At 48.2% G+C, this 13,479-nt stretch carries 14 protein-coding genes; 6 read left to right on the forward strand and 8 right to left on the reverse strand.

All coding sequences use genetic code 11. The features are described from left to right. On the reverse strand, nt 1-1,242 hold the full coding sequence (gene ftsY / locus HGP28_RS12110) for a signal recognition particle-docking protein FtsY (protein ID WP_168836733.1): 1,242 nt from the start codon (nt 1,240-1,242) through the stop codon (nt 1-3). 235 nt (nt 1,243-1,477) lie between these two features. On the opposite strand from ftsY, the gene rsmD reads away from it, so the two are divergent. After that, the gene (rsmD, locus tag HGP28_RS12115; RefSeq protein WP_168836734.1) at nt 1,478-2,077 is read left to right on the forward strand and encodes a 16S rRNA (guanine(966)-N(2))-methyltransferase RsmD; all 600 of its coding nucleotides are present in this window, start codon (nt 1,478-1,480) and stop codon (nt 2,075-2,077) included. Then, on the forward strand, nt 2,074-2,355 hold the full coding sequence (locus HGP28_RS12120; RefSeq protein WP_168836735.1) for a DUF1145 domain-containing protein: 282 nt from the start codon (nt 2,074-2,076) through the stop codon (nt 2,353-2,355). Before rsmD ends, HGP28_RS12120 begins: the two co-directional genes overlap by 4 nt. Nucleotides 2,356-3,046: 691 nt before the next feature. Here HGP28_RS12120 and HGP28_RS12125 read toward each other — a convergent pair. Further along, nucleotides 3,047-3,412 (reverse strand): DUF4145 domain-containing protein, encoded by a 366-nt coding sequence (locus HGP28_RS12125; protein WP_168836736.1) that lies wholly within the window; start codon nt 3,410-3,412, stop codon nt 3,047-3,049. Nucleotides 3,413-3,587: 175 nt separating this feature from the next. Between HGP28_RS12125 and HGP28_RS12130 the strand changes: the two genes are divergently transcribed. Beyond that, entirely contained in the window at nt 3,588-3,914 is a 327-nt protein-coding gene (locus HGP28_RS12130) for a DUF2500 domain-containing protein (protein WP_168836737.1), read from the forward strand. Between the two features lie 56 nt (nt 3,915-3,970). Here HGP28_RS12130 and arsJ read toward each other — a convergent pair whose 3' ends face one another. From arsJ to rhtB, 5 genes are all read right to left on the reverse strand, one after another. After that, nucleotides 3,971-5,182 (reverse strand): organoarsenical effux MFS transporter ArsJ, encoded by a 1,212-nt coding sequence (gene arsJ, locus HGP28_RS12135; RefSeq protein ID WP_168836738.1) that lies wholly within the window; start codon nt 5,180-5,182, stop codon nt 3,971-3,973. 64 nt (nt 5,183-5,246) lie between these two features. Next, complete coding sequence (locus HGP28_RS12140) at nt 5,247-5,738, reverse strand: cyclin-dependent kinase inhibitor 3 family protein (protein WP_168836835.1); 492 nt, start codon at nt 5,736-5,738, stop codon at nt 5,247-5,249. Between the two features lie 9 nt (nt 5,739-5,747). Next, the gene (locus HGP28_RS12145) at nt 5,748-6,749 is read right to left on the reverse strand and encodes an ArsJ-associated glyceraldehyde-3-phosphate dehydrogenase (RefSeq protein WP_168836739.1); all 1,002 of its coding nucleotides are present in this window, start codon (nt 6,747-6,749) and stop codon (nt 5,748-5,750) included. A 28-nt stretch (nt 6,750-6,777) separates the two neighbouring features. Continuing rightward, complete coding sequence (locus HGP28_RS12150) at nt 6,778-7,113, reverse strand: metalloregulator ArsR/SmtB family transcription factor (protein ID WP_168836740.1); 336 nt, start codon at nt 7,111-7,113, stop codon at nt 6,778-6,780. Nucleotides 7,114-7,203: 90 nt separating this feature from the next. Beyond that, a complete protein-coding gene (gene rhtB, locus HGP28_RS12155; RefSeq protein ID WP_168836741.1) occupies nt 7,204-7,821 on the reverse strand; it encodes a homoserine/homoserine lactone efflux protein in 618 nt (205 codons plus the stop codon). A 70-nt stretch (nt 7,822-7,891) separates the two neighbouring features. Between rhtB and HGP28_RS12160 the strand changes: the two genes are divergently transcribed. From HGP28_RS12160 to HGP28_RS12170, 3 genes are all read left to right on the forward strand, one after another. Then, complete coding sequence (locus HGP28_RS12160; protein ID WP_168836742.1) at nt 7,892-8,962, forward strand: alpha/beta fold hydrolase; 1,071 nt, start codon at nt 7,892-7,894, stop codon at nt 8,960-8,962. Nucleotides 8,963-9,165: 203 nt separating this feature from the next. Then, a complete protein-coding gene (locus HGP28_RS12165) occupies nt 9,166-9,987 on the forward strand; it encodes a Cof-type HAD-IIB family hydrolase (RefSeq protein WP_168836743.1) in 822 nt (273 codons plus the stop codon). Nucleotides 9,988-10,242: 255 nt separating this feature from the next. After that, the gene (locus tag HGP28_RS12170; protein ID WP_168836744.1) at nt 10,243-10,866 is read left to right on the forward strand and encodes a tRNA-uridine aminocarboxypropyltransferase; all 624 of its coding nucleotides are present in this window, start codon (nt 10,243-10,245) and stop codon (nt 10,864-10,866) included. A gap of 3 nt (nt 10,867-10,869) precedes the next feature. Here the strand turns inward: HGP28_RS12170 and HGP28_RS12175 are convergent, their stop codons facing one another. After that, nucleotides 10,870-13,356 carry a bifunctional diguanylate cyclase/phosphodiesterase gene (locus HGP28_RS12175; protein WP_168836745.1) on the reverse strand — a complete coding sequence of 829 codons (2,487 nt, stop codon included), beginning with the start codon at nt 13,354-13,356 and terminating at the stop codon, nt 10,870-10,872. Nucleotides 13,357-13,479 lie beyond the last annotated feature (123 nt).

The raw sequence follows: 13,479 nt of genomic DNA on the forward strand, positions 1-13,479 counted from the left end.
TTATTCGTCTCGACTAAATAGTGCGTCAATAAACTCTTGGGTTTGGAATGGACGTAAATCATCAATGCCTTCGCCCACGCCAATATAACGAATAGGAATGCCGAACTTATCGGCAATAGCAAAGATCACGCCGCCCTTCGCGGTGCCATCAAGCTTGGTCAAGGTAATTCCTGTTACAGGCGCTACATCACTAAACAGGCTCGCTTGGCTCATTGCGTTTTGTCCGGTGCCCGCATCAAGTGTCAGCATAATTTCATGCGGTGCTGAGCCATCAATTTTTTGCATCACACGCACAATTTTGCGCAGCTCTTCCATCAAATTGCTCTTATTTTGCAAACGACCCGCAGTATCGGCAATGACCACATCCACGCCACGCGCTTTTGCGGCTTCTATCGCATCATAAATCACAGAGGCACTATCCGCGCCGGTGTGTTGAGCGATAACCGGCACGTTATTTCGCTCTCCCCACACTTGCAATTGTTCAACTGCCGCGGCGCGGAACGTATCACCAGCGGCTAACATGACGCGTTTGCCCTCGGCTTGGAACTGTTTTGCCAGCTTACCAATAGTGGTGGTTTTGCCAACACCATTCACGCCGACCATTAAAATGACATAAGGGGTTTTACTGGTATCGATGTCCAACGGCTGCTCAACCGGACGAAGCAAATCGGCCAACTCTTCTTTGAGCAATCCATACAGAGCTTCACCATCTTTCAATTGCGCTCGGCTGGCTTTTTCGGTCAAGTTGTTGATGATTTTCATGGTGGTATCCATACCCACATCCGCTATCAACAACTGCTCTTCCAGCTCTTCAAACAGATCATCATCAATTTTTTTACCTTGAAAAAGGCCAAAAAAGCCAGCGCCAATATTGGCTTTGGTTCGGCTTAAGCTGCGCTTTAAACGGCTAAAAAAGCTCTCGCTCGGTTTTTCTTGTTCGGCAACACGGCTTTCATTCACATTTGGCTCATCAAGCTCGGTGAACTCGTCTTGAGTCTCGTTTAACTCTTCAAGCGCCGAGGTGCGTGCCGCATCTTCTGGCATGTCGGAAACGTCATGGGTATCAATTTCGTCAGGCGTGGTTAGCGCGAGCCCCTCATCACTCGACTCATGCTGCGCTGAGGCATCACGTTGCTCCTCTTTTTCCGCGCGCTCAGTTTTTTCTAAGCGCTCCGAGGCGGCAGCATCATCGTCACCAAACCCAAGCCATGAAAGTAAACCGCGCTTCTTTTTTTCCGTCATCTGACACTGCCCTAGTGTATCTATTATATTGAGTGCTCTTTGAGTGCGATGACTGCAAGCTTCGCGTTAAGAGACACGTTAAAGAAAAGAAAGCAGACAAAGCCGTGACCGCACCTAAGATTGGTTGATACACTCTGTCATCGCATTCAGTTGCGTTGCCGTCACAAACCCAGCGACTATCGAGTCAATTGTGACGATTGAACATGATAACACTTAATTAGCGGTCAAAAAATCTATGGTAAGACGTCGTCAGCAAAACCCATCACAAAATCCGTCTCCTTCTGGCTTCGTACGAATTATTAGCGGGCTATGGCGCGGGCGAAAACTCCCTGTTCAAGATGCTGCCGGTCTAAGACCTACGACCGACCGCGTCAAAGAGACGTTATTTAACTGGCTTGCGCAAGACATTGCGAAAGCGCACTGTTTGGATCTGTTTGCCGGCTCTGGCAGCCTTGGATTTGAGGCGGCATCGCGTCAAGCCGCCAGCGTCACCATGGTAGAGATGCATCGTCCGGCGTTTGAACAGCTCAAACGCAATGTGGCGACAGTAAAAGCACAAAATATTGAACTGCTGCACGGCGACGCGCTTGCACTACTCAAGCAACCTGGGCGCGCTTTTGACATCGTGTTTATCGACCCACCGTTTCACCATGATTTAATTGATCAAACTGTGATGCTGCTGGAGCAAAATGGCTGGTTGAGCCCTCAAGCTCTGATTTATATTGAATGTGAAAAAAATCTAACCCTAAGCTCTCTTCCGGCGGATTGGCAGCTCTACCGTGAAAAAATTGCCGGGCAAGTGGCGTATCGATTATTTATTAGGACGACATCATGAACGCGTTGATTGTATTAGCCAAGGCGGCATTAAGCTTTGTTTGGCTCATTCTGTTTTTTAACCTTTTTCAGCCATTTCCTGGTATTACTGCCATCGTGCTTTACATCATGATGCCATTTTTGCTGATGATGCACGGGTTGCAATTACTGATGTTTTTAGGCGGTTTTGGCGACAAAATCACAACCACCGCATGGGAAAAATGGTCCGTGCTGCTTTTTGGCATTTTTGGACTTCTCAGCATTCGCCGTAAACATATGATGCTTTCCGCCTCTGCCTAACCTCATTCAAGCCCAAGTGTTCATTTGGGCTTTCTTCGTTGGTCGCCTACCTATATCGTCAAGTCGTTGGGGTATACCCCGCATACGTAATTGACACATTTCAGCATTTAACACCCTTTATCGTTACTAAGCCTCTTTTTTTACCCATTTAGCCTCATTTCTCATGCCGTGAAAAAGAGCCTAAAAATAATCACACCCACATCGACCTACTTTTGAGATCAAAACTGGCCATATCAGCATGACAACAGCAATTACACACCAGACCAGCAAAAATAAGTAAAACTCAAATTGCACATAAAATTAACAATTAATATTACATTAAAATCAACACTTTAATAAAATAACCGGTTTTCAAGCCCGAATCAACCCGCTTTAAAAAACATAAAAAAAAGAGCCAAAAAGCATTAAATTCAAAGGTTACTTCTTGCTTTTGAGAAGATTTTCACCATACTGGCGCAAAGTAAAGAAAAGTGCTATTGTTTGTTTATTGGTTAAACAGAAAGAGACAGGTGACACACAATGACTTCTTCACAAAAACAAGGAATGGTAATGATCGCGGTGGTTGTGGGTTTAATGACTCTACCAATGCTTTACTAAATTCATTGATGATTTCAAAACAAAACGGACGCATTCGCGTCCGTTTTGTTTTATACCCAAATTCAGCGCAACGGCCGACCCACTTATTGGGGAGTCACAAATAGCGGCTGACCGCCTCCCAATGCGCGTAATAAAACAGCATCGCACCAGCGGTGATAAAAAGCACCAACAACAACGCCAGTCGCCACATAAAACGACCACTTCGTGGCGTCAACTCGCGCTCGCAAAAATCGCACGCGGCTAAAAAACCGCGTCGATCATCAAGACGTGCATTCTCTTCGTGTACCATTCGGTTGCGTACGCTAGCAATAAACCGTAATTTACCGACCACAGCATGAGGCAAACGCTCTTCGCAGCTATTGATCAACTGATGCAAGCCTTTTCCTTGCGCATGATATTGCCGACGCAACAAAGATTCTAAACGGCGAGTGCGTACCACCACTTTTTCAATATCTGACATTGGATACTTCCTTAGCAATTCTCTTTAGCGTCAACTTAACAACGCGTCCCTATTCACATTCTTCTACAATTGTCGCCGCATTTCGAGTTTTGAACTGTGGTTTTGTGTGCAAAAGAACAGATAAAATAGCGCATCGAATCAGATTGCTTGATAACCGTTATCACAGGGAGGATTTATGCCAGTAACACTGATTGCAGCATTAGCGGCATTAGCTCTGATTGCCGGGTGGGCAGCCATCGGCTTTCATCGCAAACATTTGCTGGGAGAAAATGCGCCTGAGCAGCAAGTCAATGTGACGATTTTAGACAAACAAGCGATTGATCTGGATGAGTCTTCAGGGCAGGACAATCAAGAGTATTGGATCTACGTTCAGCGGGGCACGCTGGGACCAAAACGAGAATTTCAAGTGGGCATCCACTATTATCAGGCGCTTAACCCTGGCGACAAAGGGATCCTGACTTATCAAGGCAATCGCTTTGTCCATTTTGCTCTGCAACGTTAAACCATAAAAAAAGAGCGCTGATGCGCTCTTTTTTATCAAGTGCAGACGGACTTGATTTAGCGGTTAACACGACGCGGTAAGCGTAGCGATATCATCGTGGTCAATACGAGAAACGCAAATGCAATCCAAAGGCACGTATCTAACCCCGCTTTTTGATACACATAGCCGGACAAAATAGTCCCAATCAATCGGCCCATCGCGTTCGCCATGTAATAAAAACCGACATCCAATGAGACGCCATCCCCTTTCGCGTAACTCACGATAAGGTAAGAGTGCAGCGATGAGTTTACGGCAAATACAGCGCCAAAAATCAACAATCCGACAATGATAACAAACTGCGGCTGCCAGCCGATTTGCACCCCGTAAGCAATTAAGCCCGTGATAACGGCAAGCAAGCCTGCCCACCATAATGCCGCACGTCCATCCGGGACTCGCCCCTGCGCTTTCCCCGTGATACGCGGCGCAATGCCTTGAACAAAACCATACGCAATCACCCAGCTGGCTAAGAAGCCCCCTACCGCAAGATGATCCCACCCAAACACGGTGCCTAAATAGAGTGGTAACGCAATCACAAACCAAACATCACGCGCGCCAAATAAAAACATTCTCGCAGCGGCCAGAATATTCACTGGCTCTGATTTAGAGAAAATCTGGCGGAATTTAGGTTTATTCTTAGCTTTGCCCATATCCGCCTCCAGCCAAATCAGACTAAAGACAAACACCAGTGCTAACACACTCGCCATCAGTAGCATCGAGTGCTGAAAGCCAACCCAAGAGAGCAGCAAACCGCCTAAGAAAAACCCCGCCCCCTTCAGCGCATTTTTCGATCCGGTTAAGATGGCAACCCATTTATACAACGCCCCTTGCTGCTCATCCGGCACCAAGGTCTTAATGGCACTTTTGGCACTCATCTTATTGAGATCTTTGGCAATGCCAGACATCGCTTGTGCTGCCATGACCCAAGGTATGGTCAACCAGCTATTGGGAACCGCGAGCATCAACAGGGCGGAGATTTGCATCGCTAAACCAATATTCATGGTGCGATTGAGCCCAAGACGGGCGCCAAGCCAACCGCCGATTAAATTCGTCACCACCCCAAAAAATTCATAAAATAAAAACAGGGATGCGATGGCTAATGAAGAATAGCCAAGGGAATGAAAATAGAGCACGACCAACATGCGTAACGCACCATCAGTCAGCGTAAAATTCCAGTAGTTAAATGTGACCAGCGCGTATTGACGTACACTCGGTGCTAGATTGGCGATCATAATCTCTCCCACGCCAAGATGACTGACTCAGCAGCGTCTTACTACTGCTGAGCCAAACGGACGATTATCGCGCTGCAAGCGCTTCAACATACTCAATTTGCAGCGGCTTGGTGAATGCACCAGGACGTAATGCCTGCACTTCACGAATGATTTTTGCTAACGGCCAGTGCTTCTCAAGCAGCAAATGAGCCGCGAACAATCCGGTACGGCCAGAGCCACCGAGGCAGTGCAACGCCACTTTGCCACCACGAGCAAGCACAGCATGCAACTGCGGACTTGCTTGACGCCATTGCTCTGCAAAACCCGCATCTGGCGCGCAATCATCGACGATAGGCAATTGAAACCACTGCATACCAAGCTCTGTCACAATCGCCCCAAGCTCTGCGACATGGTGTTCCGCCAATTCGTGATCATCCAGGGCGGTCACGACAGCTTCAACACCTTGCTGCTTCAGTTGAACTAATGAATCGCGTAAATCAACGCCTTTGGTTCCCGGACAAGGGGTCAGAACCAGTGCACCAGAGTCCAGATCAAGTTGCCATGTTGGATGTGTCATCATACTACCTCACGCTAAACCAACTGTGCGAGCCAGCTCCGCAGTACGCGTTGCATAACCCATTTCATTGTCATACCAGGCATAGATTTTCACCATGCGTTTGCCTACCACCATTGTCGACAGAGCATCGACGATAGTGGAGCGCTGGTCGCCTTTGTAATCAATCGATACCAATGGCTTAGTTTCAAAACCTAAAATGCCTTTGAGTTCACCTTTAGATGCCGCCTCGAGCAGCTGATTGACCTCTTCAGCCGTTGTATCGCGCTTAACATCAAAGATGATGTCGGTGAGTGATGCGTTCGCCAGTGGCACGCGCACCGCGTGACCGTTAATTTTATCTTTAAGTTCAGGGAAGATTTCCACAATCGCTTTCGCACTGCCCGTTGTTGTTGGGATCAGGCTCATACCACAGGCACGTGCGCGACGCAGATCTTTATGTGGTGCATCCAAAATCGTCTGAGTATTGGTCAAGTCGTGAATCGTGGTGAAAGACGACTGCTCGATGCCCAATTTCTCATGAATCACTTTCACAATCGGTGCAATGCAGTTGGTGGTGCACGATGCTGCCGTGACAATGCGATGCTGCGCTGGGTCAAAAATCGCGTCATTAACACCCACCACGATATTGGCAATGCCTTCTTCTTTTACCGGAGCCGTTACCACCACACGCTTTACGCCTTGGTCAAGGTAACGCTGAAGGAACTCACCTTTGCGGTGCACGCCAGTCGCTTCAATCACAACATCACAACCAGACCAATCCACTGCATCGATATCACGCTGCTTGGTGGTGCGAATGCGTTGTTCACCAATCACCATCACGTCGCCTTCATGATTCACTTCATGGTGCCAACGTCCTTGAACGGAATCAAATTCCAACAAGTGAGCCAAGGTGGCGGTATCACCTGCAACGTCATTAATTAGAACAAATTCCATCTCAGGCCAGTCAAAGGCCGCACGCATTGCCAAACGGCCGATGCGGCCAAAGCCATTAATACCTACTTTAATTGTCATGGTCTTCTCCAAAAGGGGTCTATGCTGCTTAGCAGCAGGCTGAACGTTGTGAATCATGCAAACGCTCTGTGTCTTGTTGATAAGTGGTTTGCAAACAGTTAGACGCGGCCAAATCGGCAATCACTTTGCGCATCCAACCCGGCAAATCATCCGCAATGCGGTAATACACCCATTGCCCTTGACGTTCATCACGTACCACACCATGGGAGCGCAATTGCGCAAGATGGCGTGAGACTTTAGGTTGGCTTTCTGCCAGGGCGGTCGTCAGCTCACCCACGCAGATGCGCTCTTCGCGAGCAATAAGTAACAGACAACGAACACGCGTTTCATCAGCCAACAATTTAAAAAATTGATGAGGTAACATATTTACATCCCCATATATGGATATGCGAATATGTTATGGGTAAAAAAAATCGACGTCAAGCGTCGACTTTCATTGTCATAAAACTTTCATTTACGCTTTTGCGGTGGCCAGTAATGCGCCGCAGCCGACGAACATCGAACCAAACACCTTGTTGATTCGGCTCATTACGCGCTCAGAACGAATAAACCGCCCCATTTGCGCCGCCAAACTGGTGTAACCAAACATCACTATGCCATCAACGACGATCGTCGTAATACCAAGAACCAAAAGTTGCAGCCACTTATCGCCCATCGGATCAATAAATTGGGGAAACAGTGCCACCAAAAAGACAATCGACTTTGGGTTAGTCAAATTGATGAAAATGGCTTTACGCAGTAACAACCATCCCGATGAAACCTCTGTCGCCGTATTCGCTTGCAGCTGGCCACTGTCACGCCACTTTTGCACGCCCAGCCAAACCAAATAGGCCGCGCCTATCCACTTTATGGCCACAAAGGCGGTCGTTGATTGAGCAACTAAGGCGCCAATGCCAGCGCCCACCAACACAATATGAATCGCCAAACCGATTTGCAAACCAACAATGGCGCCAAGGGAGCGTCTGGTACCATAAGCCAGCCCATTACTGATCGAATTTACGGTACCGGAACCTGGGGCTAAGCTAAAAACAATCGCTGTGACCAAATACGCCAGCCAAACGTGAACATCCATTGCAATTCCTCACTCTATCTTCGATCATTAGATTTTCAATTGTCACTTTTCGTCGCTACGGATACTTTTGATGTCGTCACCTCAACCAAATTCAAGCTTTACTCAAGAGCCGCAATTTGAACATGCCTTTACTCATACGATCAGCCGTTGGTGGCAAAATCGTGAAGAGGGCTTTGTTCTCGGCCACGAAAAGCGCCGATTGTATTGGTGTAAACTCACCTCGCCCACCCACCAAAAAGCCATATTGTTGGTCAACGGCCGCATTGAGTGCGCGTGGAAATACCAAGAAGTGCTGTATGACCTATTTGCGCAAGGCTTTGATGTTTATAGCTATGACCATCGTGGTCAAGGGTTGTCCGACCGCTTAATCACAAACAGTGATATCGGCCACGTGGCGCACTTTCAAGACTACGTCAGTGATTTGGCCACCATCATAGGTCATTTTGATTGGTCGAGCTATCAACAACGCCTTCTTATTGGTCACTCAATGGGCGGGGCCATTGTTACGCGTTACTTACAGTGTACTGCGCTCAATTCAACGCTATCGACCCCCTTTGATGGAGCCATTCTCAGCGCGCCAATGCATGGCATTCGAACCCCATGGTATCTCAAACCGATAGCCACGCCACTGACCGCACTGTTAAGCGTTTTAGCCTCTCAACCTCGCTACGCGCCAGGGCATTGCGCCTATTACGCAAAACCGTTTGACGGTAACCTCCTCACCCACAGCGCGGTACGCTATCACTGGTTTCGCACTCTGTATGATGCGCGGCCTGAGCTTCAAGTCGGCGGCCCAAGCAGCCACTGGGTCTGGCAAAGTTTACTTGCCGCCAAACAGTGCGTTCAGTTGGCGCGTCACCTGCCCGTACCGCTTTTGTTATTACAAGCTGAAGACGACGTGATTGTTGATAATCGCGCGCAAGATCGTTTTATACAAAGCGCGCAGCGCAGCAACGCTCCCACCACCTTATTGCGTTTTGCAAGAGCGAAACACGAGCTGTTATTTGAGCGCGACGATATTCGTAACCAAGTGCTTGAGGCGATCATTGATTTCAGCAAGCAATTGGCGGCGAACTCACCGACTATACGCAATAAGCCCCAATGCGAGGCGAGCCCTTCCGATCCTTGTGCCAAAGACTAAGTGGTGAGGAACTCGTTATGCACAGCAAAAAGAGGCAAGAGGGTTAACACAAATTACCCTCTTTCTTTGGTTTGTTTTGCCGTAAACTGCTGAGATTAAATTAAATAACCTTCGCCCATGTGATGTCGATAGACGCATCTAACGTCACAAGGCAGCGTTAAACCAATGCCGCTTTTCACACTAAGGCGGCCACTGAGGATGAAATGAGCCCATTAGCCCACCCTTACCGTATCGTTGCCTCTGATTTAGATGGCACCTTACTGGCACCCAATCATCAATTGACGGCATTTGCCAAGTCCACCCTCAAAGCGCTGCATGAACAAGGTCACACCTTCGTTTTTGCTACGGGGCGTCACCATATTGACGTCGCCAACATTCGCGCCCAAGTGGGGATCCCCGCGTATATGATCACCGCCAACGGCGCGTGTGTGCATGATGAAAACGACGCTCTCATGTACAAAAAGAGCGTGCCAAGCGACCTAGTGCAAGCCGTGATTGATTGCGCAAAGCACGATCCTGAAGTCGTGGTCCACCTCTACCAAGGCGACAACTGGATGATCAATCGTGAAAACGATGAGCTCAAGGAGTACCACGAAGAGTCTGGTTTTAGTTATCATCTGTTCAATGTTGACCAGGCCCCCACCAGCGACATTGCCAAAATATTCTTTACTCATGATGGGCGAGATGGTGACTACCTAGTGGCACTGGAAAACACGCTCAATGCCACCTTTGGCGATAACGTCAGTATCGCCTTTTCAACTCCGTGGTGTTTAGAGGTGATGGCTGATAACGTGTCAAAAGGTGAGGCCTTAAACGCGGTGGCTCAAGCACTAGGCTCTTCTCTGGACCAATGCATTGCGTTTGGCGATGGTATGAATGACGTGGAAATGTTATCAATGGCCGGAAAAGGGCTTGTGATGGCTACAGCGCACCCTCGAGTAAAGGCCGCTTTGCCTAATAATGAGATTATTGGCAGCCACGCAGACGATGCCGTTGTGCACTACTTGCGTGATCACCTGCTATAACCTATCCGTTCCCCCTATACCCAAATAACTTGGTGTTGCAGGTCGGTGGCAAACGAGCAAAGTCCTCTGAAGATAGACAGACTATCGAATGAGGTTTGTGAAACAAAGTCGCCCCCCCCTGCAACGTCAAGTGGGGCGGGTATTTAGCGGTGGGATTGGCCCTAGTCAAGCCAGACCTACCGCACCCCTAGTGATGTTAGATGAGTGCAGCAAAAAATGGCCAATAGCCCAATATCACTTAGGAGAGATAAGCCAATGACCCAGCCATCTGACTCGGCATGCCCGCAATGCGGCCTGAAATTTCAATGTGTTTGTACGATAGCGCCCACTTTAAACGCGCCATTACCGATAGCCCTATTGACTCACCCAAATGAATTCCAACGCAAAACCAATACTGGCAAACTGCTGCGTTGGTGCGGCTTAAACGCAACCCCATATCGCTGGCAACGTACTCAGCCTTGCTTGGAGTTGCAAGCGCTGCTGGAAAGCCCTCATTATCAACCTTGGCTTCTCTATCCGAATGACAAGGCTAAAGTGTTGGGCTCAACATCGATGGCATCGAGCGAGACGTCTTATTCTGCTGGGAAAACGCCCCTGTTCATTATTCTTGATGGCACATGGCAAGAAGCGAAAAAAATGGTCAATAAAAGCCAATGGCTGCAACACATTCCGACCATCATGCTCGATTCAAATGCGCACCACTCACACTACACATTGCGGCGCAATCAACAACCGGGCAATCTGTGCACCTGCGAGGTAGCGATAGCACTGCTTCACTCGCTTGATTACGCGCCACAAGCCGAGCAGCTCAATCGCTTTTTTGCGCATTATCTTGCGGCTTTTCAGGCTGACCAAAGTGGTCACACTCTCAAACGTTAACAATCAAAACAATCGCTTAGGCTCACCAAGGTGAAAGCCTTGTAAATAATCCACGCCCATCGATTCCACCAAATAACATACCGCTTGGTTGTGAACAAACTCGGCCACCGTTTTGGCGTTCAGCACTTGGCATAATTTGACCAATTGTGCGGTCATCTTACGCTGCCGCTGATCTTGATGAATATGACGAATCAAACTGCCATCCAGTTTAATGATTTCTGGCTCAAGTTTGGCGATTTCATCAAAATTGGAATATCCCGAGCCAAAGTCATCGACAATGATTCGAGCGCCAAGACGACGAAAATGGCCACAGACTTCAATCATTCGGTCGTAATCGGTGATCTGCTCTGACTCCAACACCTCAAGCCCGAGGCGAGTCGGGTCATTGAGCTTACTGATAGCATTTTCAAGAACATACAATGTCTTATCTGAAAACAGATCTTGGGGTGACAAATTAATCGAAAAGACCCCTGATTTGTCTTTCATATAATTGAGCGTGCTTTCAATCATATGGCGACTTAAGCGTGAATAGAGATGGGTATCAGAAATGATGGGCAAAAACTGCCCTGGCGCAATCACTTGGCCATTTTCAATGATGCGCACTAAACATTCATGGGAGTATATTTGATGGCTTTGCGCGCTAAAAATGGGCTGCGCATACGTTACAATTTGATGCTTCAATATGGCGCGACTGACGCGAGAATGCCACGCTAATTGCTCTTTACGCACCTCTTCTGACACCTGAATATCAAGTGCATTGCAGATGTGTGTATTATTGCGCCGTCCTGCTCGCCTCGCCTCAATCGCCTTTAGCAGCAACTCATCGCCCGACACCGTAGGGAAATCACGTCGACTGGCAAGCCCGCCACACAAGGAAACCGAAAGATAATCCAGCTCCTCCGCGCCATGAACCGAAAAATCATGCTGTTCAACCAAATCGGCAAACAGCGTAAATGGGTGCTTTATCTGAGCGCTCGGCTCATTGGCACGAAACACAAAGGCCCACTCACCCACGCCAATGCTATACAGTTGGGTCGCGGCAATGCGCCCCAACCCTTTGCGTAATTGAACTCGAAAATGTTGCGACAGATCTTTTAGTAAACGATCCCCAACAGAATAACCATACTTCTCATTGATTTGACTGAAATTAATCAGCTTTAATGTCAGTAAGTGTTCATCCTCATTCATTCCTGCCAAGTACTCTTGCAGCGCCACGCGATTGGCCAGACCGGTCCGCGAATCGGTTCGAAAGCTCTGACTCAGTTTTTGCGCTTGTCGCTCAAGCAGATATTCCATTTGATGGTTCGACTGGTTCAAGTCGTTAATTGCATTGCGGATCAACGAAAATAGCGGGGATACGCTTGAACCTTGATAGGCGGCTGGTCGTTTAAAATCTGGAACTTCATCCGCTTCACGCAGCCCAAGGTAAGTCAAACTGTGGTGCAAAATCTCTTGTTCATCATGGCTAGCATAAAGCTCCCCCATACAATAGCCACCATTGACCATCGCCAACTCAGTAAAGGGAGCCACCTCTTCGGTTCCCTCAATAAAATCCAGTCGAGAGGCACAGTTATAAATCCATATTGTCTGTGGCTGATGAAACGCAAGCTGAGTAATGCCATATTTAAGCTGCTCAAGTGTGAGTGATGGATGGGTATAACAAAAACGCAAAATATCACCCACGCAAAAGCTGCGATCAAAGCTCATACTGCCATCAGGGTGGATCTCATTCGCAACGCAGACCTCTTTTTTGCCGTGCCGCTCGCGATACAAAGGAAAGGAACGCAAAGTGAGCAAATCGACGTCTGCACCATCAGCCAAATAATGCTTGTAATGATCATAAACCGGCTCATCCCCTAGCGTAATAAGGCGGTTTTGGTTCGCTTTTGTCACCACATGGGGCATGCCAACCGGATTCCATTCCGAATACGCGCCCGTCCACACTCGTAACACATCACTGTGCAATGCGATTGCCACCACGCCATCGGGGTAAGTTTGAGTTTGATGCAATACCCAAGCGCCAAGCTCTGAGGGATACGCGAGACCACCTGCAATCGGAGGCGTGGTCGCACGGTCAAACGCACGATAAATCGCATAATCTTGTCCGGCGACTTGACAGGAAAAACTGAGTATCGCGCAGCTGCTTGCTTGAAGATTCAGAGCATGACGTAAGCGCTCGCTGTCCTTCTCCGCGCCATACTGATAGGGAACCGCAGCCGATGTCATTTGCGTATGCTGAAATTCATTGATGATGATCAGCGAGCCGCTGGTCAAAATGGATTGTTGCTGAATAAGATGACTGACACTTGAGCCCACAATATGCGCGTGAGGCAGAGCTTGAGTGAGCGCTTGGGCGTAAGCACGCGCTTTTTCTGCGCTCTGTGATGAGAGAATTTGAATAGCGTACTGTTTATTATCGTCCCAATGCCGTGTGGTTAACTTGTCGTATAACGCCTCAATTCGTTCGATAAACCATGACACCGTCTGCATCGTTCAATCCAATCCTTTGCTCGTGCTCGTCGTCGAATAACTGATTTTTCAACCACCTATCCGCTGATGATTTTCAAATCAATGGAAATTCAATCTACGTTGCTTTGCAAAGAATGACCAGCG

This window comes from Vibrio agarilyticus, assembly GCF_012641465.1.
Classification (GTDB): domain Bacteria; phylum Pseudomonadota; class Gammaproteobacteria; order Enterobacterales; family Vibrionaceae; genus Vibrio; species Vibrio agarilyticus.